Origin of the sequence: Desulfosporosinus sp. SYSU MS00001 (assembly GCF_049943955.1) — a bacterium.
Classification (GTDB): Bacteria; Bacillota; Desulfitobacteriia; order Desulfitobacteriales; family Desulfitobacteriaceae; genus Desulfosporosinus.
Genome location: NZ_JBNFTW010000011.1, coordinates 127,220 through 151,961, shown reverse-complemented (window position 1 = coordinate 151,961; position 24,742 = coordinate 127,220). Strand labels below are relative to the sequence as shown.

Below are 24,742 nucleotides of genomic sequence, written 5' to 3'. Positions count from 1 at the left end.
TCTCAGAGATCTGGTGATCATGCCGGAGGGGTTCCACCCGTTCCCATACCGAACACGGAAGTTAAGACCTCCAGGGCCGATAATACTTGGGGCATAGCCCCTGGGAAAGTAGGTCATCGCCAGGTAAACAAGCAATAGACTGCCAAATATGGCAGTCTATCTGTGTTTCATGAAAGAAATGAAAGATATCTACCGGGGTTACACCCGTTCGGATCCACATTGCAGGAGAATGTTTCACAAGTCGCAATGTGGCGAAAACCTCGTCCGGTTTTCGTCACGCTGCAGGAGAATGCGTAACGGGACGCAGTGTGGCGAAAGGCTCATCCGCCTTTCGTTCCAGGGCCGATAATACTTGGGGCATAGCCCCTGGGAAAGTAGGTCATCGCCAGGTAACAAGCGAAAGACTGCCAAAAAAGGCAGTCTGTTTGTGTTTCATGATAGAAATGAAAGATCTCTATCGGGGCTCACCCGTTCGGATCCACATGAATTTGAACGGACTTTCTGGTAAAATCATCTTAGGATGCCGGTAAATGAGCTAGACAAATTTGAATAGAAGGAGTCTTGCTGCAGTAAGCTGATGGTGGTGGAAAAATGAAGGATAGTAAAGAAACAAACAGCAAAAAGAATACATTGAATCTTCCCGGCCTGACTATGCTAGGATTGGGAGGGGCCATTGGTTCCGGTATTTTTGTTGCTAGCGGAATTGCGATTAATCAGGCAGGGCCTTCAATCATTTTGTCATTTGTTATAGGTGGTATCATCTCAACTTTGATCATGTTCATGTTAGCGGAAATGAGTGTTGTTGAACCAACTACAGGTTCGTTTAGCGTCTATGCAGGGGAATATTTAGGGCCAGCCATGGGATTCATATCTGGGTGGATGTACTGGGTAGCAGGGATTCTTACACTGGCTACAGAAATGGTAGCTGCGGCTTTAATTGTGCGTTTTTGGCTGCCGTCTTGGTCCATCTGGATGATCAGTCTGATTATTGCGGTGTTAATTATCTGTATTAGTCTCTTAGATGTTCGTTCCCTTGCGCGAGTTGAAGAAATCTTATCCTTGATTAAGGTAGGTATTTTAGTCGTAGTTATTATTATGGGTGTAGTCCTGTTTATTGGGTTATGGCCGGGGTTAAAATCTCCGGGAATATCAAATTATTTTAACCACGAAGGTTTCTTTCCACACGGATTATCAGGTTTTTTTTCATCGCTGCTTCTTGTTGTTTATACATATGCGGGTGAACAGGTAATCGGACCGGCTGCGGGAGAAACCCAGGATCCGGTAAAAACAGTACCCGAAGCTGTCAAGATAATAAATGTAGCTTTGATTGTTCTTTATTTGGGGTCCATTACTACATTAGTTGGGATACTTCCCTGGAACAGGGTGCCACTAAATGGCAGTGGTTTTGTTCCCCTATTTGGTCAATTAGGTCTGATTTCAATTAGCAGCATAATGAATGCGGTGATATTGAGTGCAATCCTTTCTGCTATGAATTCCAATATGTATGGAGTACCGCGAATGCTTAAATCACTGGCAGAACGTCATGATGCTCCAGCCTTTTTGAACAAAGAAGACAAACGAGGAGTGCCAGTCTCGGCAGTAATGCTATCCAGTGCCTTTTTATTATGCGTTGTGGGTATATCATACTTATTGCCTCAGCAGATTTTGGTATATATAGCTAGTTCCGCTGGGGTTGCTCTTATTACAAACTGGCTTATTATTGCAGCAACCCATTATCGTTTCCGGCGGCGTATGAATGGAAAAACAATTATAGCAGCAGTTCTGTTACTTGTGGTCCTGTCCACTTCAGCCATGAATGGAAATCAACTTGTGGGTTTGATGGTGGGAATTATCATCCTGATGCTGCTAGCATGTTTATATTTCCTATCGGCAAGACAGCAGCATTTTGCCCTGCGCAAAAAATGATGATATTTGGGGGTTGACAAGTTTACCGAATATGAATAGACTGGACTGAAATGATAGAGGTGCATTTTACAATCAGTACCCGAAGTTGTCAAGGTTACGTAGAACCGTAACTTCGGTGAAAGGTGTAGATGCCGAAGTTAGTTCCATTACGTGGGGACTGAGCTGGTTGGGCAAAATAAGATTTGTTCAACTGTCGCATATGCGGAGAGCTATCTATATTACCATATGATTCTGAGGTTCATGTGGGTAATTTAGTAGCTGATTCCGTATCAGCTATTTATTTTTTTGTATTAACAGAGAAGGAGAATTAACATGAAAAAGAACAGTATTTTCAAAGGTATCGCTTCTGCCCTAATCACTCCTCTGGACGAAACAGGAATTAATTATGAGCAGTTTGGTAAATTGATCGATTGGCAAATTGCAGAAGGAATTGATGCACTTGTGATTTGTGGAACCACAGGTGAAGCTTCAACCCTAACTGATGATGAGCATAAAGCAGCAATTACATTTGCAGTTCAGCACACGGAAGGCAGAGTGCCGATCATTGCAGGTACAGGCAGCAATGACACCGAATATGCGCATGAGCTCACTCGTTTTGCCTGCGAAGCAGGTGCGGATGCAATGCTTGTAGTCACCCCTTATTACAACAAGGCTACGCAAAAGGGCCTAATTAAAATGTTTTCTCAAATTGCCGACAAGAGCACAAAGCCTATCATTCTCTATAATGTTCCATCAAGGACAGGAGTAAATATTGAGCCTGCAACCTACGAGGCATTAGCTGAGCATGAAAATATAGCAGCGATTAAAGAAGCAAGCGGCAACATTTCAAAAATAGTTGAAACGATGGCGCGTGTAAGAGGCAAGCTTGATTTGTATTCAGGTAATGACGACCAGATAGTTCCGCTTATGGCACTCGGTGGAATTGGTTGCATTTCGGTGCTTTCCAACATCATGCCGGCCCAAACACGTGAGATTTGCACACGGTTCTTTAACGGCGATATTGCAGGCAGCGCAGAGCAGCAATGTAAACTTTATCCCCTTATAAACGCCCTGTTTTGTGAAGTAAACCCTATTCCGGTTAAAGCTGCAATGGCAGCTATGGGTTTCTGCAAGGATTATCTCAGATTACCTCTCACTTCAATGGAGGATACAAACCGTGAAAAGTTGCTTTCGCAAATGAGAGCATACGAATTAAATGTTTGATGAAGGTTACAGGGCCTGCGGATCAACCTCCCCGCATTTTTAAACTATAGGAATCTCCAGAAGATATAATTCCGCTCGTAGGTGCTAGCAAGCTGTCTCATTTTCAAGATGCAATTCAATCTTTGGATATTAGTCTAAGTGAACGTGATATCGAGAGAATTGAAGAGGTTATACCAGAAAACGAGATAGCCGGCGGCAGTTTTCCTAGCATGAAATTCAGGGATGGAGTGGTGGTCCGAGGGGCTGGAGATTGAGAGTTACAGAAGAAAATATGGCGCTCGTTTCTGATTGAAAAAGAACAATCCCAGTCCGCCAATACCTAAATGGCTGCCTAGTACACACCCGATTTTGCTGATAATAAAGTTTTTTGTGCCAAGTTTTTCCGCAAGCAGATTCTTTAGGTCTTCTGCACCCGGCAAATTATCCGAATGAGCAATACCGATGATCTGTTCCGGAAAGCCTTCGATCCTTTCTACCATTGTATCAGCTACCATGTTAAGCGCCTTTTGACTCCCGCGGGCCTTTTTACTGAGGTGTAATAAGCCATTTTTAACCTCCAGAATGGGCCTGACATCTAAGAGAGACCCCAGCATACCTTGTAGCTTGGTGATTCGTCCTCCCTTGACCAACCAACCGATATCAGCGATGGTAAACACATGCTCTACGTGTTCCGTCAAGTAAGATATGTGCCGGGTAATAGCTTCAAAGCCATACCCGGCTTCAATCATTTTCGCTGCCTGCAATGCGATAAGGCCAATAGCCACTGAGCCTGATTTGGAATCAATAACCTGCATGTTCCGATCCCGATACTTTGATTTAAATTCTGATAAGACGGTTTCTGCTAACTGATACGTTCCTGAAAGTGCTGCAGAAAAGGCGAGATAAATAAAGTCCTCTCCTCGGTCACAGCACGTCTGGAAAATCTGAGAGACATCCGAGGGGCTGACTTGGGATGTCTTGGGCAACACCCCTGAACGCATAGCGAGAAAAACCTCATCGGTAGTGATTTCCACCTTATCCCGATAATCGTTTCCGTTGAGAATCACATGCAGGGGCAGCATAAGAATATCGTATTTTTCCATAATTTCGTCCGGAAAGTCGCAGGTGCTGTCTACAATTAATCTGATCATCCTATTCACCTCGATTATTTTCATGGGGCTATTTATGAAAGCTTTTCGTGAACTTTGCAGTTGATATATTTACTAGGCCGTGAACCTCCCCTACCTACACTTCGCTAAGAACGAAAACACTGTTTTCGCCGTAGGGTAGGGGCTTGCGGCAAGCCCAAAATCCATGTCTCAAGGGTATCTCGTTAGAGATGCCTCACCCGATAGGCGTGAGTCCATCATTTCGGTAAGGCCGGCAACTCTATGCATTTGCTGCATACAGGCCAGGTTCATGGCTTCTACTACTTCTCACTTTAGGCAATCCGTAGATACTTTAGCTCTTCTACATATAGTTCTTGAAACTCTCCATATTTGTAGTTGCTCAAGATATTCTTTGCTCCGTGTATATCACGGTGTTCTCTGTATCCACATGTACATCTGTAATTTCTAGAGGAAGGTTTCTTTCTTCTCCCACAAACAGGACATGTTTGTGTTGTATAGGATTCATCAGCCTTTTGGAAATAAATCCCTTCACCGGCCAATTTATAGTGTAGGTACGTTGTGGTTTGTCCAAAATGCCACTGAGACATTTTTTGAGTTTGCTTTCGTGTACGTTTGTACTTGTTTTTTTTCTTCCGGGGTGAGGTATGTCGTTCTATGCCTTCAACGTTGCCTACAACGACTTCCTTGATCTTATTCTCGAGACACCAGTTTACAAAGAAGTCCCAGACTTAACTCAATCGTTCCGTTTTTGCCAATCCGAAAGCCATCTTTTTTCCACTTGGTATTGAAAAATGTTTCTTAGGTTTGTACGGGTAACGTATTTTAGTGAATCCTAATAGTTTTGCCTTATGGGCATTGTCTCGAGCATTGAGATATTTTTCGAAGACTCCTTGAATGGACTGACTGTGAATGGGGTATTGACCTTTTGTAGCTAAGTGTAGTGTCCCGCGGGTAATCCAGTGACCGGTTTGTTGAAAATGTTCTTTCGCCAAGCTTAGACAATTATTCCAAACTTGAGCTGACGTGCGATTGCAGGCAATGAGACGGTCAATATTAATTTGGGAAGTCCGGAATTTAGTTTTTAAGACACGAATTATCTTAACCACCACCTCAAACATATGTCATTGTTATCCTTATTTTACCACAGCAAGAACGGATTAGGAACTAGTGTTCGGCAAAATTTGGGGGCGGCGATTCATCTTGCCACCTATAGAGGATGGGAGTCTTCTCGCCGCAAAAGGATAAAATACCAAAGGCGCCGAATGATCAAATATACGTAATGATTTGCTTTTTACGTATTTGAAATGTTAAAACGCAAATGGGAAAGAATTAATAAACCTTGACAAACGATTCAATCAGCCTTATTATTTCGGTAAATTATTATGAATAAAAGCTATGATCAAAAGTAGGCTTCAACCAGATCAATATCGGTTCTGACCCAAGTAGGCACTGACGGAAGCTTGATGTATATGGTAACGTATTATTTACGAAAGTCCATATTATGTGTGATATGGAAACAACTCTTTCAAACGGAATTTGGTGTTGCCACGAGCTATTCGTCCTAATGGATGAATAGCTATTTTATATTACCTAAAGATAACATTAAAAAGAATAGGGGAGAAGTACAAATGGCAAAGCAAAATATCTATATGCCTAATTACAGTGTTGGTGAGGATTGCTATGAAGAAATTCCCTTTATCACAAGAAGCTATGGTAAAAAGGCAATTGTCATCGGTGGCAAGATTGCCATGGAAAAGGCCAAAGATGGTATTCTCAAAGGAGCGGCCGGCTCCGAAATTAATATCCTTGATTTTTTGTGGTATGGCGGAGATTCGAATATGGAAAATATAGAAAAACTAAAGCATAGTCCTTTAGTGCAGCAGGCGGATATGTTGTTCGCCGTTGGCGGAGGCAGAGCCTGTGATACGGTCAAGACACTGGGAGACCTGTTGGATAAGCCTGTATTTACTTTTCCAACACTTGCCTCCAACTGTGCCAGCTGCACAAACTTGAGTGTCATTTACAACCAGGACGGCTCTTTTAAAGAATATTATTATCAGAAGCAGCCGGCCTGTCACACATTTATCAATACGAAAATTATTGCCGAATCCCCCTATGATCTGTTTTGGGCAGGTATAGGAGATGCTTTGTCCAAGGAATATGAAGTAGCCTTTGCTTGCCGTGAGAAAAAGCTTCATCATCTTCCCTTGCTGGGACTGGGAATTGCCAAAACTTGTACTTCGCCGCTGATTAATCTCGGTAAAAAAGCGCTTGAGGACTGCAAAAACAACAGGGTATCTTTTGAACTCGAAGAAGTTGCCTTGGATATCATCATGCTGACAGGTATTGTCTCGAATTGCACTGTCCATCAAAATCAGCCCAATTCCGAAGATAATTACTACTATAACAGCTCTCTTGCTCACTGCGTTTATTATGGCAGCTCGTTGATACCGGCCTGTGAAAAACATCTTCACGGCGAGATAGTTGCTTTTGGTATATTGTGTTTACTTACGTACGATCATCAATTGGAGGAAAGAGATAGGATTATGGCTTTCAACCGAAGTATCGGACTGCCCATAACGATGGGCGAAATAGGTCTGTTAGAAGCGGATTTGTCGACCGTGGCTAAGAAAGCAGTTTCGGTCATCGAGTGGACTTATGTCCCTGGCAATCCTACGGCAGAAAAATTCATTCAGTCCATTAAAGATACTGACGCAGCGGGTAGGCTCGTGCTGAAGAAATAATAGGCTGCAAGGAGGGTCAGCGGAGTGAAAAAGCTTGATAGAGAATTTTACAACCGTGATTCAATAATCGTAGCTAAAGAACTTTTGGGAAAGCTGCTTATTCATGAGGTCGATGGGCAAAGGATTTCTGCCAAAATTGTTGAGACAGAAGCATATATGGGTTTCGAAGATAAGGCAGCTCATTCTTATGGCGGAAAACGAACGCCGAGAGTAGAAGTTATGTATGGAAAACCAGGATTTTCTTATATATTTACCATCTATGGAATACATTGCTGCTTTAATGTCGTTACAAGGGAAAAAGGGATTCCTCAAGCTGTTCTGGTAAGGGCTGCGGAGCCGGCGGAAGGAATTGAATTGATGGCTCGAAATAGATTTGGCAAGTCATATATCCACTTGACAAAGAGTCAGATAAAGGGGTTGACGAGTGGACCGGGAAAACTATGCAGGGCGTTAGCGATAAATCATAACCTTAATGGAGCGGATTTGTGCAGCGATGAATTATATGTCGAGGATGTAGAAAACGAGGAATTTGGAATAATAGAGACTAAGCGCGTGGGGGTGGAGCATTCAGAAGAGGCAAAGGATTATCCTTGGAGATTTTATATAAAAGGTAATGAGTATGTATCAAACATTTCGTTGACAAAGGAGTGATTTTTCGTGAAGTTTGAGGAAATACCTTTAGGTCAGTTTGATTTTAACCCCTTCACTAAAGTGGAGGATTGGGCATTGCTAACTGCCGGAACGAAAGATAAATTTAACATGATGACAATTACCGGCGTTATGTTTGGAAAACTTTTTCTCAAACCAATGATCCAGGTCTATGTTCATCCCGACAGATATTCTTATCAATTTGTCGAGAGCAACGATTACTTTACCGTTTCTTTTTTTGACGTTCCTCACCATCCGGCTTTACAAATCTGTGGCAGAATGCATGGCAACGAGTGTGATAAAGTGGCTGAGTCAGGGCTAAAGCCTATCCCTTTTGAAAACACAGTTATTTTTGATGAGGCTAAGACAATTTTTGTATGCAGAAAAGTTTATCACACGGATGTAAAGAAGGATAATTTTGATTCGCAGCAGTTGTTTAAAGACTACTATAAAGACTTATCAACATACCATAGAATTTATCTCGGTCAGATTGAAAAAGTCTTGTGCCACAAATAATTGTAGATTTTCATACTTACACGAGATGAAAATAAATCCAGGGCGTCATAAGCGCTCTGGATTTATTTATGGGCATTTACATTTCTACATATCCTTCCGTGCCATTAATCCGAATTCTTTGCCCATCCTTAATCATCATGGTAGCATTTTCTACACCAACTACTGTTGGAAGACCGTATTCCCTCGCAACTACAGCGCCATGTGTCATCATTCCGCCTACTTCTGTCACCAAACCTTTTATGGATACAAAGACTGGTGTCCAACTGGGGTCTGTAAATGAGGTGACCAAAATATCGCCTTCCTCTAATTTGGCGTCTTCCATTTTAAAAATGACTCGTGCCCGCCCTTCAACAGTTCCAGATGAAGCAGGTATGCCAGCCAAAGCACCTTCAGGGATGTTACCGGTATCATATTCGCCGAATACAACCTCGCCCTCGGATGTCATTATACGTGGCGGTGTCAACTTCTCGAAGACTTCATGCTCCTCTTTTCGTTTTGTTACAATGCTGTAATCCAGTTGGTTAGTACGAACGACCTCTCTGAATTCCTCAAAGGATAGATAATAGATATCCTCTTTCTTTCGAATAACACCCTTTTGCACGAGTTTGACAGCTTCTTGCATAATAGCCTGTTTGATGATCCAGTAATACCCGACCATTATATATTTTGGGTATTCCCGATAGCCGACAAAATTGCGTAAGCGACTAATCATCTTTTTTGTCTTTTTAGCTTTTTGTTTTCCACCGGGCAGTTGTTCTAAACGATTTAAGAGGTCCAGTTCCTTTTGCTTTGCTTCCAGTAAACCATTTTCAAATATAGATTTGTGAGCACCCGGCTCAAAGTTATTGATGTTGCTGAGAATCATGGGGATAAGGGCGGTGGGCTCTTCGCTAAAGCGGGATCTGGTGATGTCAATCTCACCGGAACAACGCATACCATATTTTTCAAGGTACGCCTGTATGGATTTGCCAACGGCATCGCCACCTTCGAACTTGGCTAAGTCGTCAAAGAAATTCTCATTACTGGCATGTTTGAAATATTCTATCACCGCCGGATATTGACGGACAACGTCTGCTACGTCCAACAGCTCCAGCCCCATTTCAGAAGTAACGTTATTAGCTGCCGATTTGGAAAGAGAATCCGCCGCACTCTTTTCACCCAACCATTTTTCCATTTTCTTATTAATCCAATTTACTGCATATACCCCGACAAAAACCGCTCCCATGCCCTTATACATGTCCTCTTTTTAATTGCTTTTGGGCTGCTATAATGAAGGCAAACAGTTCGTCCCCGGACAGGTCTGCAATCCTTTGCTGCATATCTCTGATGGATGACTCATTCTGGGACATAAGTGTTTGAACGATCGCAGCATCGTTGCTGCTATATATCTTGATAAACTGAACAGGAAGATTCCATGAAAAATACCCGGAACCCATACTAAAGGCTTTTTTTCCTCGCGATAATGACTTCATAAAGTTCTCTCGTTTTATTAAGGCCTTGATAGCAGAATGCATGAGTGGGTCCATTTTACCCGCAGCCATGAGGACAATCCTTTTCCCCGAAGGCGTAGCTAAATCGTGAGCCAGGTCAATGAACAGCCTTCCACCGGCTTGAATTAAGGGAAAGTCGTCAATCCCAAGCTGAAAAAACGATAATCCAAATGGTTTCATGGCATCCGTCATCATCTGTTGATGGCTGAAAGACATATACACATGATTTTTTCCATCTTGCACATCGGGTAGGGGGAATAAGGTGGTAATGGGACGACTCTGGACGATAAAAAATTTGTTTTGTTCAGATGAAGGGGGACACACCTTATTTGATAGATATCCTTTGGAGTCAGAGGAATGTCCCCAACTAATGCACCATTCAATGTCTTGGGGGCAACCGAAATGGGCCTCAATTTTTTTGCCCATTTGTTCAAGTTGTAAAATCTGTTCGTCTGACAACGTCTGCTTATTCTGGTATCCATTCTCGATTCTCTTCTCTTCAGTTCCGCCTTCCCATTCGTAATTCTGAATTGGATAGAAATAACTAATCCATCAAAAAACAAATTCCAATTTTTCTTCTGCAATCATGGGTTAAACAGAAATAGACCGCCTCTCACTAAAGGTTCGGTCTATTCCTCACTTTTGAAGTCGTCCGCTTTTGAAGGACGTTGATGTTGGGAATTCTTGTACTACTTTATGCAGGGAAAATATGTTAAAAGTGGAATTGGTATTAGAGATATCCTTTTGATTTTCTTTATGCCAATGAACATCTCCTCGAAATGTTTACCTTTGGTATTTCAAGAAGGAATACATAGTTCCATGTTCACTAATTTGATCAGAATATACATCATAACATGTTTAGAGAGTGTACATACAAAACTCAGATTCCGATTGAATAATGGAGGGAAATGAACAATGATTGCGAAGTTTCAATCTTCCTCATCGGAAATAAGTATGGCGTGGAAACAATTTATCAGCGATGGAATACCAAGGAAAATAGCCGCTGCCCCTGAAATTATGGAATCATGGCAGAGATGTTATGAAAAAGGTGTTAACCCCTACGATGGAAAAGCCTGTCGTATCTTAAACCAGGCAGAACTCGATGATTTGCTTGCAAAACGAAAGGATATCATTGATATCGCCAAGCCCTTTATGTTAAAACTTTATGAGTTCGTGAAGGGATCAGGGTTCATAGTCATGTTAACGGATGAACGAGGCTATATTATGGAAAGTCTTGGCGATCAGAATATCCTGGAAAAGGCTGAAAAGTTATATTTCATGAAAGGCGCAGACTGGACTGAAGAATCGGTAGGTACGAATGCTATCGGTACTGCAGTTATTTTAAAAAGGCCTCTTCAAATTTCAGGCGCCGAACATTATTGCTTAAAGCATCAAACATGGACCTGTTCTGCTTGTCCTATTTTTGATATGCAAGGAGAAATGATCGGAATTCTGGATATGTCAGGTCCCTTGGACGAGACGCACCTGCATACATTGGGGATGGTTGTTGCATCTGCCGAGGCTATAATGGACCAAATGGAGCTGCGGGAGAAAAACAAGCAACTGTTGGTAGCGAACAATCGCATGGTCGACATATTCAAAACGATGTCCGATGGAGTCATGATCATTAACGAAAACGGAGTTATTCTGCAAATCAATCCTGTTGCCCTCCAGATTTTTGGCAGAACGTCTTCGGAGTTGCTGGGGAAAGAAATTAAACAAATTTTTGGCCTGGATGCCCATGGAGTTGAAAGAACTATAAGACATCATGAATCATTTAGCGATCTGGAAGTTATGGTAGATACTGCAGGTGGCCGAATTCATTGCTTGTCATCAGGAGTACCGATTCTTGATAACGGGATTTTAGCCGGTGCTGTGATAATTGTTCGTCCAATGGAAAAAGTCCAGAAGTTGGTAAACCGCTTTAGCGGTGCTCAAGCTATCTTTAATTTTAAGGATGTTATAGGCAAGAGTCGGGAAATGGCAAGGGTGATCCACATAGCATCCCAGGCAGCCGTTGGTACGGCTAACGTTTTATTGGAAGGTGAAAGTGGAACAGGCAAAGAGGTTTTAGCCCAGGCTATTCATAACCGGAGTAATCGACGGAAGGGACCTTTTGTTGCGGTTAATTGCGGGGCAATTCCTCGAGAGTTGATCGCCAGTGAAATATTTGGTTATACCGACGGAGCATTTACGGGCGCTAAACGCGGAGGCAGACCTGGTAAATTCGAACTTGCTGCTAAGGGGACTCTCTTTTTGGATGAAATAGGAGATATGCCGCTGGAGCAGCAGGTAGCACTGCTCCGGGTACTCCAAGATAAAAAAGTTTCTCGAATTGGTGACGATAAGTTAATTCCGGTAGATTTCCGAATTATTTGTGCAACGAATAAGAATCTTGAAGAAGAAGTCGAGAAAGGAAATTTTAGAAAAGACCTTTATTACCGAATTAATGTCGTCAAAATCACGATACCCCCGCTTCGCCACCGTCCCGAAGATATCCTTGAGTTATTCAACCATTTCCTTAAAGTCATGGGCGGGGAGAAGGTCAAAAACGTCGATTCGCAGGTTATTGAGGTGTTAATGCATCATGCTTGGCCGGGAAATGTCCGGGAATTACAGAATGTCGTTGAACGATTGATTAGTATGGTGGACTCTGATTACATTACCTTGGAACATTTACCCCCCGCAATGTTAAAATCTCAGCAAAGAGCGGAGCCGGATCTAAAGGCTCGGGAAAGCCAGGTAAATACAGCCCGAGAAAAAAGAAAAATTATGCAGGCGCAAAATGAGTATCGAGAAATCCTGACTTATTTGAGTAAACATGGAGGCAATATTAGTGAAATAGCAAAGGAAATGGGGGTTTCGCGGAATACGATTTATCGAAAAATGCGGCAGTATAATATTAATTTTTAAGCATTAAAGAAACATTCGTGAGCAACCTCACCCTTATTAAGTCTTCGTTATAAACATCTGTTTTATTTCCCATCCGAAATACCCCAATACTATCCCGCATAACAACCCGAACATCGACGGCAAAATGATAAGCGGAATGAGAATTAGAACCTGAGTAAAAGAATGAATATTGTTATTATCAAACCACAAATATGCATAGGATACGAGAAAACCAAAAACAGCTCCTAATCTTAATGAATCGCGGTTGCCTGTCCCAAGCCAGGCTGTTACAAGAAGGACTAGGATACCCCAGGGTACTGCATTCAGCAGAGCTTTTCCTTGTGCAATACCGAGACGGCTAAAAATAAACGCGGTAGCTAAAGCAAGAAGCATTGTAAACCTGTACCTAGGTGGCAGTTTAGCCAAAGTGTATTTCAACATTTAATCTCCCTCAGTGAATAAATTGATCAATTTGTTCGATTGTCCCACGATTCAGCCCGATTACGGCAAAAATTGTACCAATTGACATTAAAATAATACCTATAGTGAACATTGTGCTACTTACGTCTTGTGTAACAAATAATTGAGGGGCGTTAGCAGTAATCCTGGCGATTAAAATCATTGATAGTACTACTGACACCACCATTCCAAACAAAATAATGATTTCAGGGATATATACAAATTTAAGTTCAGATAACTTAAACTCAGTTCTTGCTACAACCAATGAAACTGCAACAGTTCCGACAACTAAAAGGAGAGCCGCAAGGAAAAGGTATCCAAGCAAAATAGCATAAATGTGAACTTGTGGATGCCAAGTCACAAGGATTACCGTTAAAATTGCGAATAAAAGCAGGCATGAAAGAGCTGCCCAAAATGGACTTAACACGTTTTGCTTTCTCTCCCTATAGGCTCGTTTGACCGAAATAAAGAAAATGGGTAAACCACCTATTAAAAAAGCTAAAAACGAAATAAACCCTACAATAAGAATTGCACTATGAATTATCCCTAGCTCAGGATGAATTGTATTTATCAATTGAAAATCAGGAATTGGGTCATTAAGTCGCTGAAGCAAACTCCATCCGATACCATATAACATAAAAGAACAAAAAAACATTACAATTCCTGACCGAACCCGATTTAGCATATACGAAAGCCCCTCCGTAAAACCATTGTAATTTAAATTTGCATCAAAAGCCCCTAATAGTAAGTCAAATACCGTAGCAGGTGTTACTTTGTGTTCTTCTAACAATGTCACCATTTCATCTTCATAACGTTCACGCCAAGTACGAGGATAGAGTTTCAATAACCAACGCATTAAAATCCCTCCAGCGTAGCTAAACGTTTTTTTCCAACCATTGCAACTTGTTCTAATGTTGCGACTTGCTCTCGAAGAGCTGTTATACCTGAACCAGTGATGCGATAAGGTCGACGCCTTTCCTCAGTAACCAAAGCTTCAATCCATTCCTGTTTCTCTAATCGTGAAATTGCACCATAAAGTGTTCCTGGCTCCAGTTGAGTACCACTAAATGCCTTAATATCTTCCATCATAGCGTATCCATGTTTCGGTCCATTTGCTAGACTTGAAAGAATAAGAAACGATGCATCCGAAAAACGTCCTAATTCATTTTTTCTCATAATAACTCCCCTGTCTTTATTACGTTTTACTTATTAAGTTTAACTGAATAATAATCTTTTCATTAACTGTTGTCAATATTATTTTATTGGTAAATCAGAGAAGACCACCATAAGCTCAGGTTTTTATTTCTATTCCGGAGAACCAAATTATCTTAGTGGTCAGAGATTTTGTATTATTTGTGTCACATTCATGTAACACCAATGACATGAGAATGTGACATTGAAATGACATCATCGAGTTGGATGATTTTAAATAATGAGATTGACCCTCACACATATCGGGGAAGTTGATACCACCTGTCAGGGTGGAATTTTTTTTATCTAATAGTTTGTTCTTTCTGAACTTAATCGGAGAGCGGCATAATCCCTTGCTTAGGGAAACGTTTACTGCTTAGTTAAGGTGATTTCATAATGTGTACTTTCAGAATTTGGCATAGCTTTTGCTAAGTTAATAGATCAGCTAAGGAACTAGAACGAATAACAATATTTTTACTGGAAGGGGTGATTTTGTGAGTTTGCAGCGCTTTATCATTGAAATCGGCACCGGCTCAGATTTGCACGGCGGAGATGTAACCAAGGCGGCTCAAAGGGCCGTAAAGGATGCTGTATCTCACAGCTGTTTATGTGGATTATTTGATATCACTGGAATTCAAAGTCCTAATGACATGGTGATTGAGGTCAAGATAGCCTGTCCATTCCCGGAAAAACTGAATCAGGAAGAAGTCTTAAAGGCGGTTCCCTTTGGCTCAACACGCTTGGAAGTCGTTTTGGGAGGCTTAACCGTGCGGGGGTTGGATTTGCCGGAACTGGGAGAAGGGGACACCATCGTGGTGGCTGTAGCAGCCTTAACGGTATATGTAAATACGAAAACTGATTGCTAAAACATAGGAACTATGACGGTTTTCAGAAACAATCCAATCAATAAAGGAGGAAACCTAAATGGATCTCAAAAAAGAACAATTACTGGACATGTACAAGAAAATGTGTACCATTCGGGCCTTTGAGTCAAAGATCGTAGAAATCTTTGCGGCAGGAAAAATCCCCGGGTTTGTTCACTTGTATCTGGGTGAGGAAGCAGTCGCCACCGGTGTTTGTGCTAACTTGGATACCAAGGATTTTATCGCCAGTACGCACCGGGGACACGGTCATTTAATTGCTAAAGGCGGAGACTTAAAATCGATGATGGCCGAAGTATTTGGCAGAACCACGGGCTATTGTAAAGGGAAAGGCGGTTCTATGCATATCGCCGACGTTGATTTAGGAATTCTCGGAGCCAATGGCATTGTGGGCGCAGGTATGCCAATAGCGACCGGTGCTGCCTTTGCCTGTAAATATAAGAATAACGGTGCGGTAGCTGTGGCCTTTTTCGGAGATGGCGCTTCCGACAGAGCGACCTTTCACGAAGCTTTGAATTTGGCTTCGACCTGGAAACTGCCCGTTGTATTTCTTTGTGAAAATAATGGCTGGGCTATTTCCAATTCTCAGAAGACTCACCAAAACATTACTGATATTTCCGACCGGGCCAGCGGTTATGGCATCCCCGGTGTTTCTGTCGATGGCAATGATGTGATCGCTGTCTATGAGGCGGCAGGTGCTGCTATCGAACGGGCCAGAAAAGGCGACGGTCCGACGTTAGTCGAGTGCAAAACCTGGCGGCATCGCGGGCATTTTGAAGGTGATCCCGGTGCCTATAAAGATCCCAAAGACCAAGAAGAATGGCTGAAGAAAGACCCTATCCCAAGATTGGAAAAGAATCTGCTTAAACTTAATTATGCTCTGCAAGCTGATCTGGACAAGATCAAGGCTGACACTGAGGCGGAAATTGAAGAAGCGGTCAAATTCGCTGAATCGAGTCCCCTGCCGGATCCACAAGAACTCTTTACTGATGTTTATGCAGATTAAGTAAGGAAGGGTGAAAAAAATGAAACAAATGACCTATGCGGAAGCTATTAGAGATGGAATGCGGGTAGAGATGCTAAGAGACCCAAATGTTTATCTGGCAGGTGAGGATGTCGCTCAGTTCGGCGGTTGCTTTGGAGTGACCGGTACCTTATATGATGAATTCGGACCCCAGAGGGTTTTAAATACACCGATCAGTGAGGCAGCCATTGTCGGTCATGCGGTAGGTGCTGCAGCCGCCGGGCTGAGACCTATCGCCGAAATTATGTTTGTTGATTTCATGGGCTGTTGTATGGATGAACTCTTTAACCAGGCTGCTAAAATGCGCTATATGTTTGGCGGGAAGGCAAAAGTGCCGATGGTGGTTCGAACGCCCTGTGGAGCCGGGATGGGGGCAGCAGCCCAACACTCACAGTGTATGGAATCATGGTTTACCCATATTCCGGGGATAAAGACTGTTATGCCGTCAACGCCTGCAGATGCTAAAGGCTTAATGGCTGCAGCCATTCGCGATGATAATCCCGTCGTCTACATCGAGCATAAACAATTACTTGGTGTTTCCGGAGATGTTCCTGAAGGTGAATACGTGGTTCCCCTTGGCAAAGCAGATATTAAACGTGAAGGCTCTGACATTACCATTGTAGCTTGGTCATGGATGATACAAAAAGCCTTGGCTGCCGCTGAGCAGCTTGCTGCTAAAGGGATTAATGCTGAAGTTATCGACCCGCGCACCCTTATCCCGCTGGATAAGGATGAACTACTCAAATCGGTATCGAAAACCGGTAAATTGCTGATTGTCCATGAAGAAGTAAAGACCAGCGGCTTCGCAGGTGAAATAGCAGCCATTGTTGCCGATGAGGGCTTTGACTATCTGGATGCTCCTATTAAGAGAGTCACAGCTCCGGATACACCGATTCCCTTTAGCCCTGTTTTAGAAACCGCTTATCTTCCCAGTGAGGAAAAAATCATTAAGGCCGTAGAGGAAATGTTCTAGACGTTCTTAGAGGGAGGTGCAGCATGGCTTCTGTCGGAATTATCGCAAATCCGGCTTCAGGAAAAGATATTCGTCGTTTGGTCGCTTATGGCATTTGTTTTGATAACTTGGAAAAGGTGAATATTGTCAAGCGCTGCCTGCTGGCGTTAGCTGTCACTGGCGTAGATCGGGTTGTCTATATGCCCGACTATTATGGAATTGTTCCCCGGGCCGTTGAAGGCTTAGCAAAAGACCATCACTTATCGCTGGACATTGTTGAAGCGGATATGGAAATGACAGGAACTCAAATTGATTCTGCTCAAGCTGCCCTCGCCATGAATCAGGCTGGTATCGGTTGTATTATTACCTTGGGCGGAGATGGAACGAACCGCATGGTGGCGAAAAGCTGCGGAGATGTCCCTCTCTTGCCTATTTCCACAGGAACGAATAACGTTTTCCCGCAAATGGTCGAAGGGACCATAGCGGGGTTAGCCGCGGGAGCAGTGGTCTGTGGGTTGGCTGATTCCCCGGCGGTGCATCGGACAAAGAAGATCATCGTATTAAAAAACGGTAAGCCTGTTGATATGGCTTTGATCGATGCGGTTGTGCTCAAAGATATCTTTATTGGCTCGAGAGCGATTTGGGATGAAGAGCGTATTCGGAAAGTCGTGGTTACCCGAGGTGAACCGGATAATATCGGGATATCCTCGATTGCTGGCAATTTGCACCCTATCGGCATAACTGAATCAAAAGGAATGGCCATCGATCTTGGCCCTGGAAACATAAGTTTAATGGCACCGCTTGCTCCTGGTTTAATCAGACCTATTCAAGTGGCTGCTTATAAAATTTTGGAGATCGGTGAGGAGATAAACGGTGAAAAGGGCCCCTTGGTAATTGCCCTTGACGGGGAAAGAGAAGTCGAAGTAGGCGAGGGGGAGGAAGTTTCCTTTCAGCTTACCTTTGAGGGCCCTCGAGTGGCGGATCCCCGGCTGGTATTACGTCAGGCGGTGGCTAAAGGTTATTCACAGGGAGAACAGGCCATGAAGAAATTACACTGGCTTAAGGAGGAAAACTAGATGGCAACATCCATTACGATGCCTAAACTAGGCCTGGCCATGAAAACCGGGACTGTGGGCAAGTGGCTTAAACAAGAGGGCGACAGCCTGAAAAAAGGGGAAACCTTAGTCGAAGTGATGACCGATAAGATCACCAATAAGATCGAGTCCCCGGCGGACGGAATTCTACTTAAAATTGTGGCGGCAAAAGGAACCAAGCTTCCTGTGGGTGGATTAATGGGAGCTATCGGAGAAGCCGGCGAAGATATTTCGGCAATTTTAGCCGCAAGTCCGGTGGCCTCGGGGTCAGCGGATTCTAAGGAAAAAGTAAAAGCAGCTTCGGGCGGAATTGTGAAAACGTCAGCAACCGGCGGCGGAAAAGTGAAAATTTCCCCTGCGGCCCGGAAGCTTGCCGAAGAGAACGATCTCGATTATACCCTTGTAGGCGGTACAGGACCTGAGGGCCGGATTACCAGGGATGATATTGAAAAAGCCCTAGCTGAAGGGGTAGGCACTCCGTCTGATGATCGTCCTACACTCAAGGTTATGCCTTATGAGGGCATGAGACGAGCTATCGGGGAAAACATGCTGACCAGCTGGACTTCAAATGCGAAAGTAACCCATCATGTCAGTGTCGATATGTCCGGGATTCTGGCACTCCGGAAACAAATTAATGAAGGTCTTAAGGATAAGGATAAAATCTCGGTTACGGCACTGTTAACGAAAGCCGTAGCCCGGGCCATTGAAATTAATCCTGCTGTCAATGTAACTTTGGATGGCGATAACATTAAAACTCTGCAGGAAATTAATATCGGGATGGCTGTGGCTGTTCCTGATGGTTTGATTGTACCTGTCCTGCGCAGGGCCAATGAGAAAAAGCTGACCCAGCTGAACGAAGAAATTAAAGATCTGGCCAAGCGAGGGCGCAGAAATAAACTCAATGTGGATGAAATGAACGGGGCGACTTTTACCATTACCAATTTGGGTGGGTATCAATCGGTAGACTGGTTTACCCCCATTATTAATCCCCCTGAGGCTGCAATTTTAGGAGTGGGCAGAACGGTGGATAAACCTGCTGCCGTTGGCGGCGAGGTTGTTGTTCGCCCCATGATGGGATTATCGTTATCCTTTGATCATCGTATCCTTGATGGTGCACCGGCAGCAGAATGGTTGGCTGTTCTGATTGACTTGATCGAAAATCCCCAAAAGATGTTTATCTGATAATTGATTTAGGATTTTCAAATTGAAGCTATATTCAAATCAAACAATTTTAAATTAAAAATAGTTAATCTTTAACGTTATATTCAAATTGAAGTTCAATTTGATTTTCAAGGAGGAATACGTAATGGCAAAGGATCCCAATGAGTTATTAAGTGAAATGTTTTCGGGGATGGAGGCCGTGGGTGACGTTGTTCCGGAACTCAATGCGGCATTTGTCCAGATGGATCAAGCCGCTTATGTCGAAGGTGAATTAGAGCGTAAATACAAAGAGCTCATCGGTTTAGCCATTGCTCTTTATTCGCGCTGTGAATATTGCATTACGCTTCATACCAAAAATGCTTTGAATGAAGGGGCCAATCGGGATGAAATTCTGGAGGCAGCCTCAGTAGCGATTGCTTTTGGCGGTTCGCCTTCTATGGCTTATGCCTCAACGACCTTAATGGCAGCCTTGGATGAATTTGAAGATTAGAATTTGATTTGAAATTAGAAACGGGTGGATGGTATGAGCAGGAAAGGCTATTGCTTGGAATTAGGCAGAGAGGAATACGGAGAGATTCTGGCACTGCAGAAAGTGCTAAACCAAGCGCGCAGAAACGGGGCCATAGCGGATACCGTAATTTTTCTGGAACATCATCCCTGCTTTACCATCGGCAGAAGGGGCGGTTTTGACCATATTCTCGTCAGTCAGGCCTTTCTGGAGGAACAGGGGATCAAAGTCTATGAGACAGACCGGGGAGGGGACATTACCTATCATGGTCCCGGTCAATTAGTTTGTTATCCTATTCTTGATCTGACGGGGTTTGAACGAGATGTTCATTTGTATGCCCGCCGGATGGAAGAAATTTTAATTAGAACCCTCAAAACCTTCGGGATTGCTGCTGGTCGCAAACAGGCATATCCGGGGGTATGGGCAGGATCAGCGAAGATCGCTGCTGAGGGCATGGCAGTTCAGCACTGGGTTACGATGCATGGTGTGGCCTTGAATATTTCCCCGGACTTAAACCATTTTTCCTACATTATTCCCTGCGGAATTTCAGCTTCTACTTTGGAAGTTACATCCATGGAAAAAGTTCTGGGACACACGGTTGATTTTAATCAAGTGAAACAAGAAATGCGCCAGCAGTTGAGTGACGTTATGGATCTGTATTTGGAAGATGTTACTTTGGCAAAAGTCAAGGACATGTTAGAAGGTGTCTAAATGAAGAGACCAGATTGGCTGACAATAGAAACTCCAAGTCCCGAAGCATTGGACAGTATGAAAAGGTTGTTGGATGCGGGACATCTGCATACGGTTTGTGAAGGGGCTGACTGCCCGAACATGGGTGAATGCTTTGCCCAGAAAACCTGTACCTTTATGATTCTTGGTAATGTCTGCTCCCGTAATTGCCGGTTTTGTGCGGTTACCCACGGACGGCCGCTGCCGGTTGATCCTGAGGAGCCGCAGGGTGTCGCTTTAACCGTTCAACAATTGAATTTGCACCATGTTGTTGTTACATCAGTGACCAGGGATGATCTGACCGATGGCGGAGCGGGGCATTTTGCAGCGACGATTAAGGCTCTTAAAAAAACTGTGCCTGATGTTACCGTTGAAGTCCTGATACCAGACTTCCGAGGGAAAAAAGATGCTTTGCAGAAAGTGATCGAGGCCAAGCCTGCGGTGATTAACCACAATGTGGAAACGGTTCCCCGTCTTTATCCCACCGTTAGACCTCAGGCTATTTATGAACGCTCACTGGAATTGCTGCAAAGGGTGAGCGCGGCGGGAATCTTAGCGAAATCGGGACTGATGCTGGGATTGGGTGAACAGACAGATGAAGTGCTGAAGGTTATGGAGGACCTGCGAACCGTTCATTGTGACATTTTGACCCTCGGTCAATATCTAAGTCCTTCTCCCGCTCACTATCCCGTCGTTGATTATATTCATCCCGAGACCTTTGCCTGGCTGAGACAAGAAGCTTTTAACCTAGGTTTTTTAGATGTTAATGCCGGGCCTCTGGTCAGGAGTTCTTATCATGCAGCCCGTGCTCTTGCCGGTATTCAGGTAAGAAGAAAGGAGGCTAAGGTTTATGGCTAAAGTGGCTAACTATGATATGCCGGATGATCTTTATTACACCACCGACCATGCCTGGGTCAAAATCGAAGGCCAGCAAATCCGGGTGGGAGTCACGGATTTTATGCAGCAGCTGGCAGGCAACATTACCTTTGTACGAGTGCCCCGGGCCGGCAAAGACCTGGAAGCCGGAAAAACACTCTGCTCAATGCAATCGGGTAAATGGGCCGGTAAAATAACGATGCCGGTCTCCGGGAAGGTTGTGGAAGCAAATAAAGATTTGGCCTCTGTGCCCAAGCCTTTAAATGAAGATCCCTATGGAAAGGGCTGGATAGCAGTAATTGAACCGTCGAATATGGCGGAGGTGCAAACCAATCTGCTTTTTGGAGATAAAGCCCTTGCTTTTTTGCAGGAGGAAATTGCCAAACATCCTCAGTAGGCCAGGTAAGGGGGAATACTGGTGAAGACAGAAATCGTCAAAGAAATCCTGGATCAATATGGGGAGCAGGCGACGGACTCGCCCTTTGAAAGATCCTTCTACTCTCGCGACCTGGCTCCGGTACCGGAGCTGCTGGTCGGACCTCTCTTTAAGACGCTGCCTGACATAGTCGTTCGTCCGGCCAATACGGAAGAAGTCAGCGATATTCTCAAAACTGCTTGGAAGGACACTATTCCGGTGACACCCCGTGCCGGCGGTTCGACGGTTTATTTCAATACCGTGCCGCTCCATAAGGGAATCTTAATGGATCTTAACTTGCTTAAAGGAATTGTTGATGTAAACGAGGCAGCTATGACCGTTACGGTTAAACCGGCAACCACCTGGATAGAACTTGAACGGTATTTAAGCGGCAAAGGTCTGGCTCCCAAATCCTTTCCCAGCAGTACTCCGGTTGCTACCATCGGGGGCTGGTTTTCAATGCTGGGCTATGGGATTGGCAGCCTGAAATACGGCAGCCTGCTATCACTGGTTCGGTCCATTGAAGTGGTAACTCCAGAAGGAAAGGCACGACGTCTTACGCGGGATACCCAGCCATCCCTGGAATGGTTTGCTGCTGCAGAGGGAACGCTGGGGATTGTTACGGAGCTGGAAGTGGCAATACGGCACCAAACTAAGCTCAAACACTTTTTGCTGCAATGTTCTGATCCCCTGGAAATGCGGGACAAGATGCAAGTAGTCATCAAGGGGGCAGAAGTTCCTTTTAATCTGCATTTCACCGATGAGGAATGTTTGCAAGGCATGAACGCCCTGGGAATTGCACCTGGCGGCTTAGATCATGGTTATCTTCTGGCCGTAGATTATGAAGGCTCTGATCAGGAGCTTGAGCAGGCGGAGAAGATTATCCAAACAATGACAGAAAAATATCAGTCACTAAGGCTCCTGCCACTGGAGACAGCAGAGCTGGAATGGGAGGAAAAGTTCAAGGCCATGCGCCTCAAACGAGGCGGGCCGTCCCTTCTCGGGGCCGAAATTTGGCTTCCTATTAAAAACCTTCCCCAATATCTTGCTGACGTTCGGAAAATGTCCCAAAGTTACAATTTAAAGCTGTTCTCCTATGGCCATGTGGTTACTGCGGACTATGCCACAGTGATGACGACCTTTAACGCTGATGAAATGCATACCATCAGGTACATTATCAATCTCAGTCTGGTGAAGAAGCTTCATGATATCGGCTATCGCCACGGGGGCAGCCCTTACGGCGTCGGTTTATGGAATGCCCCGATGATAAGGCGGATTCATCAACCTTCCGAACTGAAAAGGCTTAAAAAAATCAAGCGTGACCTTGACGGCAAAGGTATTATGAATCCGGGAAAAGTTTATCGTGCTCCGTTTATCTTAAATCCTTTGAATTATGCTTTGGCTATGGATATGCTGGCAGGAATAAGAAAAGTCTTTGGCAGGGGGTGGTAACCGATGAGCCAAAAGCCAGATACTCTGTACACTACCTTGGAAAAGGAAGCACTGATCTGTGCCCGCTGCGGTTACTGCCGTACGGATTGCCCCATCTACAAGGTGATTGGCTGGGAATCAGCGAGTCCGCGGGGCAAGGTAAGTCTTAGCCGCGAGATTTTTGCCCATCAGCAGCGAAGAGATATTCCGGAAGAGTTTGTCCGGCGCCTGGCCCAATGCACGTTGTGCGGAGCCTGTGCTGTTGGCTGTTCGACAACCATTGATCTGCGCAGGTTATGGCTGGATCTGCGCCAGCGTCTTGCCGAAGCAGGGCAAGAACCTCAGGCCTATGTCAACCTGCGGGATACCTTGGCGGCTCATAAAAACATCACGAATTTCAGCAATGATGAGCGGCTGGAGTGGGCTCAGGATTTGGATGATCCTGAATCGATCGAGCCGCGCTCCGGTGCTGACGTATGCTATTTTGTGGGATGTGTTTCCTCCTTCTTTCCCCAGGCGGCAGAAGTTCCGCTGGCAACCGCGGAAATTTTGCATGAAGCCGAATGCGATTTTACGACCATGGGCGGGGAAGAATGGTGCTGCGGCTTTCCTTTGCTGGGAGCGGGCTTTGCGAATGATGCTCAGAAATTTATCCGCCATAACGTGGAAAAAATTAAGGCCATGGACATTCATACTCTGATTGCCAGTTGTCCTTCCTGTTATCATGTGTGGAAGCATGACAGCAGAGAAGTCCTCAAAGGTTATGACTTGAAGATTCAGCATACGACGGAATATCTGGCGCAATTAATTAAGGAAGGAAGAATTCAGCTCAATGAGCTAGCTGAAGTGATCACCTATCACGATCCTTGTGATTTAGGGAGAAACAGCGGGATTTACGAAGCACCTCGTGCCATCATTAACAGTATCCCCGACGTCAAATTCGTTGAAATGGCTCACAACAAAGACTATGCTTTATGCTGCGGCGGAGGAGGAAATCTGCAGAGTGTCGATCCCGAAAATGCGGCCAGGATAGCTGCCCTGCGGGTAGAAGAGATTCAGGCCACAGGGGCATCAATTGTGGTTTCAGCTTGTCAGCAATGTGAACAGATGCTGACCGCTGCCATCCGGAAGGAAAATCTGCCGATCCGAGTCCTGGATATCAGCCAATTGATCCTGGAAGCTCTCTGAAATTCTATATAGAGTCCATCCTTCAGCGCGAAAGAATTTGTTATGGGTTTAGGCGCTTCCGGCGAAAGTGTCCATAGAACACTTTCGTCACCGGAGCCTCGATGTTCAGCTTTAGCTGAATGAGTTCACAGGTGTCGGCACAGTACGTACTTTTAAATGGGCTTTGAAATGTCTTAATTATGGATATTGGTGGCGAAATAAGGAACCCATATGGGTTCAGCATAGAAAATCAGTTGTCTTGCATCGTGATCCAAGAGCGATGATTTCACGGAATATAAACGAAGCGCTTAAGGTGCGCATAAAGG

General features: G+C 44.2%; 23 protein-coding genes, 1 rRNA gene, 1 pseudogene and 1 riboswitch. Of the genes and pseudogenes, 18 read left to right on the top strand and 7 right to left on the bottom strand.

Features of this window, described 5'->3' with window-relative positions; genetic code table 11:
- Nucleotides 1-9: 9 nt before the first annotated feature.
- The 3 genes from rrf (at nt 10) to dapA (ending at nt 3,129) form a co-directional block, all read left to right on the top strand.
- A 5S ribosomal RNA gene (gene rrf / locus ACPUYX_RS17820) occupies nt 10-125 on the top strand.
- A 466-nt stretch (nt 126-591) separates the two neighbouring features.
- On the top strand, nt 592-1,926 hold the full coding sequence (locus ACPUYX_RS17815; protein ID WP_426380970.1) for an amino acid permease: 1,335 nt from the start codon (nt 592-594) through the stop codon (nt 1,924-1,926).
- A gap of 46 nt (nt 1,927-1,972) precedes the next feature.
- Nucleotides 1,973-2,146: riboswitch (Lysine riboswitch) on the top strand.
- 92 nt (nt 2,147-2,238) lie between these two features.
- Entirely contained in the window at nt 2,239-3,129 is an 891-nt protein-coding gene (dapA, locus tag ACPUYX_RS17810) for a 4-hydroxy-tetrahydrodipicolinate synthase (RefSeq protein ID WP_426380969.1), read from the top strand.
- 257 nt (nt 3,130-3,386) lie between these two features.
- On the opposite strand, the gene ACPUYX_RS17805 is transcribed toward dapA, so the two are convergent.
- The 3 genes from ACPUYX_RS17805 to ACPUYX_RS17795 all read right to left on the bottom strand — a co-directional run bounded on the left by ACPUYX_RS17805 (nt 3,387) and on the right by ACPUYX_RS17795 (nt 5,356).
- Nucleotides 3,387-4,259: a DegV family protein gene (locus tag ACPUYX_RS17805; protein WP_426380968.1), complete on the bottom strand. Its 873-nt coding sequence runs from the start codon at nt 4,257-4,259 to the stop codon at nt 3,387-3,389.
- Between the two features lie 290 nt (nt 4,260-4,549).
- Nucleotides 4,550-4,825: a zinc ribbon domain-containing protein gene (locus ACPUYX_RS17800; RefSeq protein WP_426380967.1), complete on the bottom strand. Its 276-nt coding sequence runs from the start codon at nt 4,823-4,825 to the stop codon at nt 4,550-4,552.
- Between the two features lie 141 nt (nt 4,826-4,966).
- Entirely contained in the window at nt 4,967-5,356 is a 390-nt protein-coding gene (locus tag ACPUYX_RS17795; protein WP_426380966.1) for a hypothetical protein, read from the bottom strand.
- Between the two features lie 510 nt (nt 5,357-5,866).
- Here ACPUYX_RS17795 and ACPUYX_RS17790 point away from each other — a divergent pair.
- Genes ACPUYX_RS17790 through ACPUYX_RS17780 form a run of 3 tightly spaced genes read left to right on the top strand, consistent with a single transcriptional unit; the run spans nt 5,867 to nt 8,146 of the window.
- Nucleotides 5,867-6,982 carry an iron-containing alcohol dehydrogenase family protein gene (locus ACPUYX_RS17790; RefSeq protein ID WP_426380965.1) on the top strand — a complete coding sequence of 372 codons (1,116 nt, stop codon included), beginning with the start codon at nt 5,867-5,869 and terminating at the stop codon, nt 6,980-6,982.
- Nucleotides 6,983-7,006: 24 nt separating this feature from the next.
- Nucleotides 7,007-7,633 carry a DNA-3-methyladenine glycosylase gene (locus tag ACPUYX_RS17785; RefSeq protein WP_426380964.1) on the top strand — a complete coding sequence of 209 codons (627 nt, stop codon included), beginning with the start codon at nt 7,007-7,009 and terminating at the stop codon, nt 7,631-7,633.
- A 6-nt stretch (nt 7,634-7,639) separates the two neighbouring features.
- Nucleotides 7,640-8,146: a flavin reductase family protein gene (locus ACPUYX_RS17780; RefSeq protein WP_426380963.1), complete on the top strand. Its 507-nt coding sequence runs from the start codon at nt 7,640-7,642 to the stop codon at nt 8,144-8,146.
- 76 nt (nt 8,147-8,222) lie between these two features.
- On the opposite strand, the pseudogene ACPUYX_RS17775 reads toward ACPUYX_RS17780, so the two are convergent.
- Nucleotides 8,223-10,149: pseudogene (locus tag ACPUYX_RS17775) on the bottom strand (phosphoenolpyruvate synthase); the annotation flags it as partial.
- Between the two features lie 402 nt (nt 10,150-10,551).
- Between ACPUYX_RS17775 and ACPUYX_RS17770 the strand changes: the two are divergent.
- Nucleotides 10,552-12,549 carry a sigma-54-dependent Fis family transcriptional regulator gene (locus ACPUYX_RS17770; RefSeq protein WP_426380962.1) on the top strand — a complete coding sequence of 666 codons (1,998 nt, stop codon included), beginning with the start codon at nt 10,552-10,554 and terminating at the stop codon, nt 12,547-12,549.
- 36 nt (nt 12,550-12,585) lie between these two features.
- Here ACPUYX_RS17770 and ACPUYX_RS17765 read toward each other — a convergent pair whose 3' ends face one another.
- From ACPUYX_RS17765 to ACPUYX_RS17755, 3 genes are read right to left on the bottom strand one after another with little or no spacing between them, the layout of a single operon-like run.
- A complete protein-coding gene (locus ACPUYX_RS17765) occupies nt 12,586-12,969 on the bottom strand; it encodes a hypothetical protein (protein WP_426380961.1) in 384 nt (127 codons plus the stop codon).
- Between the two features lie 10 nt (nt 12,970-12,979).
- Nucleotides 12,980-13,843, bottom strand: coding sequence for a hypothetical protein (locus tag ACPUYX_RS17760; RefSeq protein WP_426380960.1), 864 nt, complete (start codon nt 13,841-13,843; stop codon nt 12,980-12,982).
- Complete coding sequence (locus ACPUYX_RS17755) at nt 13,843-14,163, bottom strand: PadR family transcriptional regulator (RefSeq protein WP_426380959.1); 321 nt, start codon at nt 14,161-14,163, stop codon at nt 13,843-13,845. Before ACPUYX_RS17755 ends, ACPUYX_RS17760 begins: the two co-directional genes overlap by 1 nt.
- Before the next feature lie 509 nt (nt 14,164-14,672).
- Here ACPUYX_RS17755 and ACPUYX_RS17750 point away from each other — a divergent pair.
- The 11 genes from ACPUYX_RS17750 to ACPUYX_RS17700 all read left to right on the top strand — a co-directional run bounded on the left by ACPUYX_RS17750 (nt 14,673) and on the right by ACPUYX_RS17700 (nt 24,437).
- Nucleotides 14,673-15,044: a Lin0512 family protein gene (locus ACPUYX_RS17750; RefSeq protein WP_426380958.1), complete on the top strand. Its 372-nt coding sequence runs from the start codon at nt 14,673-14,675 to the stop codon at nt 15,042-15,044.
- A gap of 58 nt (nt 15,045-15,102) precedes the next feature.
- Nucleotides 15,103-16,065, top strand: coding sequence for a thiamine pyrophosphate-dependent dehydrogenase E1 component subunit alpha (locus ACPUYX_RS17745; protein WP_426380957.1), 963 nt, complete (start codon nt 15,103-15,105; stop codon nt 16,063-16,065).
- A gap of 19 nt (nt 16,066-16,084) precedes the next feature.
- A complete protein-coding gene (locus ACPUYX_RS17740; RefSeq protein WP_426380956.1) occupies nt 16,085-17,056 on the top strand; it encodes an alpha-ketoacid dehydrogenase subunit beta in 972 nt (323 codons plus the stop codon).
- 23 nt (nt 17,057-17,079) lie between these two features.
- On the top strand, nt 17,080-18,111 hold the full coding sequence (locus ACPUYX_RS17735; RefSeq protein ID WP_426380955.1) for an ATP-NAD kinase family protein: 1,032 nt from the start codon (nt 17,080-17,082) through the stop codon (nt 18,109-18,111).
- Nucleotides 18,112-19,311 carry a dihydrolipoamide acetyltransferase family protein gene (locus ACPUYX_RS17730; protein ID WP_426380954.1) on the top strand — a complete coding sequence of 400 codons (1,200 nt, stop codon included), beginning with the start codon at nt 18,112-18,114 and terminating at the stop codon, nt 19,309-19,311.
- A 124-nt stretch (nt 19,312-19,435) separates the two neighbouring features.
- A complete protein-coding gene (locus ACPUYX_RS17725) occupies nt 19,436-19,780 on the top strand; it encodes a carboxymuconolactone decarboxylase family protein (protein WP_088227508.1) in 345 nt (114 codons plus the stop codon).
- Nucleotides 19,781-19,813: 33 nt separating this feature from the next.
- Nucleotides 19,814-20,509 carry a lipoyl(octanoyl) transferase LipB gene (gene lipB / locus ACPUYX_RS17720; RefSeq protein WP_426380953.1) on the top strand — a complete coding sequence of 232 codons (696 nt, stop codon included), beginning with the start codon at nt 19,814-19,816 and terminating at the stop codon, nt 20,507-20,509.
- On the top strand, nt 20,510-21,385 hold the full coding sequence (gene lipA / locus ACPUYX_RS17715; protein WP_426380952.1) for a lipoyl synthase: 876 nt from the start codon (nt 20,510-20,512) through the stop codon (nt 21,383-21,385). It begins immediately after the preceding gene.
- Nucleotides 21,378-21,800, top strand: a complete 423-nt coding sequence (locus ACPUYX_RS17710) for a glycine cleavage system protein H (protein WP_426380951.1) — start codon at nt 21,378-21,380, stop codon at nt 21,798-21,800. The genes lipA and ACPUYX_RS17710 overlap by 8 nt, the downstream gene beginning before the upstream one ends.
- Nucleotides 21,801-21,821: 21 nt before the next feature.
- Nucleotides 21,822-23,270: an FAD-binding oxidoreductase gene (locus tag ACPUYX_RS17705; RefSeq protein WP_426380950.1), complete on the top strand. Its 1,449-nt coding sequence runs from the start codon at nt 21,822-21,824 to the stop codon at nt 23,268-23,270.
- A 3-nt stretch (nt 23,271-23,273) separates the two neighbouring features.
- Nucleotides 23,274-24,437: a (Fe-S)-binding protein gene (locus ACPUYX_RS17700; RefSeq protein ID WP_426380949.1), complete on the top strand. Its 1,164-nt coding sequence runs from the start codon at nt 23,274-23,276 to the stop codon at nt 24,435-24,437.
- Nucleotides 24,438-24,742 lie beyond the last annotated feature (305 nt).

Coding starts and splice junctions, on each gene's coding strand:
- ACPUYX_RS17770 (WP_426380962.1), top strand. CDS start 10,552: ATGATTGCGAAGTTTCAATCTTCCTCATCGGAAATAAGTATGGCGTGG.
- ACPUYX_RS17815 (WP_426380970.1), top strand. CDS start 592: ATGAAGGATAGTAAAGAAACAAACAGCAAAAAGAATACATTGAATCTT.
- ACPUYX_RS17805 (WP_426380968.1), bottom strand. CDS start 4,259: ATGATCAGATTAATTGTAGACAGCACCTGCGACTTTCCGGACGAAATT.
- ACPUYX_RS17800 (WP_426380967.1), bottom strand. CDS start 4,825: ATGTCTCAGTGGCATTTTGGACAAACCACAACGTACCTACACTATAAA.
- ACPUYX_RS17725 (WP_088227508.1), top strand. CDS start 19,436: ATGGCAAAGGATCCCAATGAGTTATTAAGTGAAATGTTTTCGGGGATG.
- ACPUYX_RS17790 (WP_426380965.1), top strand. CDS start 5,867: ATGGCAAAGCAAAATATCTATATGCCTAATTACAGTGTTGGTGAGGAT.
- ACPUYX_RS17765 (WP_426380961.1), bottom strand. CDS start 12,969: ATGTTGAAATACACTTTGGCTAAACTGCCACCTAGGTACAGGTTTACA.
- ACPUYX_RS17730 (WP_426380954.1), top strand. CDS start 18,112: ATGGCAACATCCATTACGATGCCTAAACTAGGCCTGGCCATGAAAACC.
- lipB (WP_426380953.1), top strand. CDS start 19,814: ATGAGCAGGAAAGGCTATTGCTTGGAATTAGGCAGAGAGGAATACGGA.
- ACPUYX_RS17745 (WP_426380957.1), top strand. CDS start 15,103: ATGGATCTCAAAAAAGAACAATTACTGGACATGTACAAGAAAATGTGT.
- ACPUYX_RS17710 (WP_426380951.1), top strand. CDS start 21,378: ATGGCTAAAGTGGCTAACTATGATATGCCGGATGATCTTTATTACACC.
- ACPUYX_RS17700 (WP_426380949.1), top strand. CDS start 23,274: ATGAGCCAAAAGCCAGATACTCTGTACACTACCTTGGAAAAGGAAGCA.
- ACPUYX_RS17795 (WP_426380966.1), bottom strand. CDS start 5,356: ATGTTTGAGGTGGTGGTTAAGATAATTCGTGTCTTAAAAACTAAATTC.
- ACPUYX_RS17760 (WP_426380960.1), bottom strand. CDS start 13,843: ATGCGTTGGTTATTGAAACTCTATCCTCGTACTTGGCGTGAACGTTAT.
- dapA (WP_426380969.1), top strand. CDS start 2,239: ATGAAAAAGAACAGTATTTTCAAAGGTATCGCTTCTGCCCTAATCACT.
- lipA (WP_426380952.1), top strand. CDS start 20,510: ATGAAGAGACCAGATTGGCTGACAATAGAAACTCCAAGTCCCGAAGCA.
- ACPUYX_RS17755 (WP_426380959.1), bottom strand. CDS start 14,163: ATGAGAAAAAATGAATTAGGACGTTTTTCGGATGCATCGTTTCTTATT.
- ACPUYX_RS17735 (WP_426380955.1), top strand. CDS start 17,080: ATGGCTTCTGTCGGAATTATCGCAAATCCGGCTTCAGGAAAAGATATT.
- ACPUYX_RS17740 (WP_426380956.1), top strand. CDS start 16,085: ATGAAACAAATGACCTATGCGGAAGCTATTAGAGATGGAATGCGGGTA.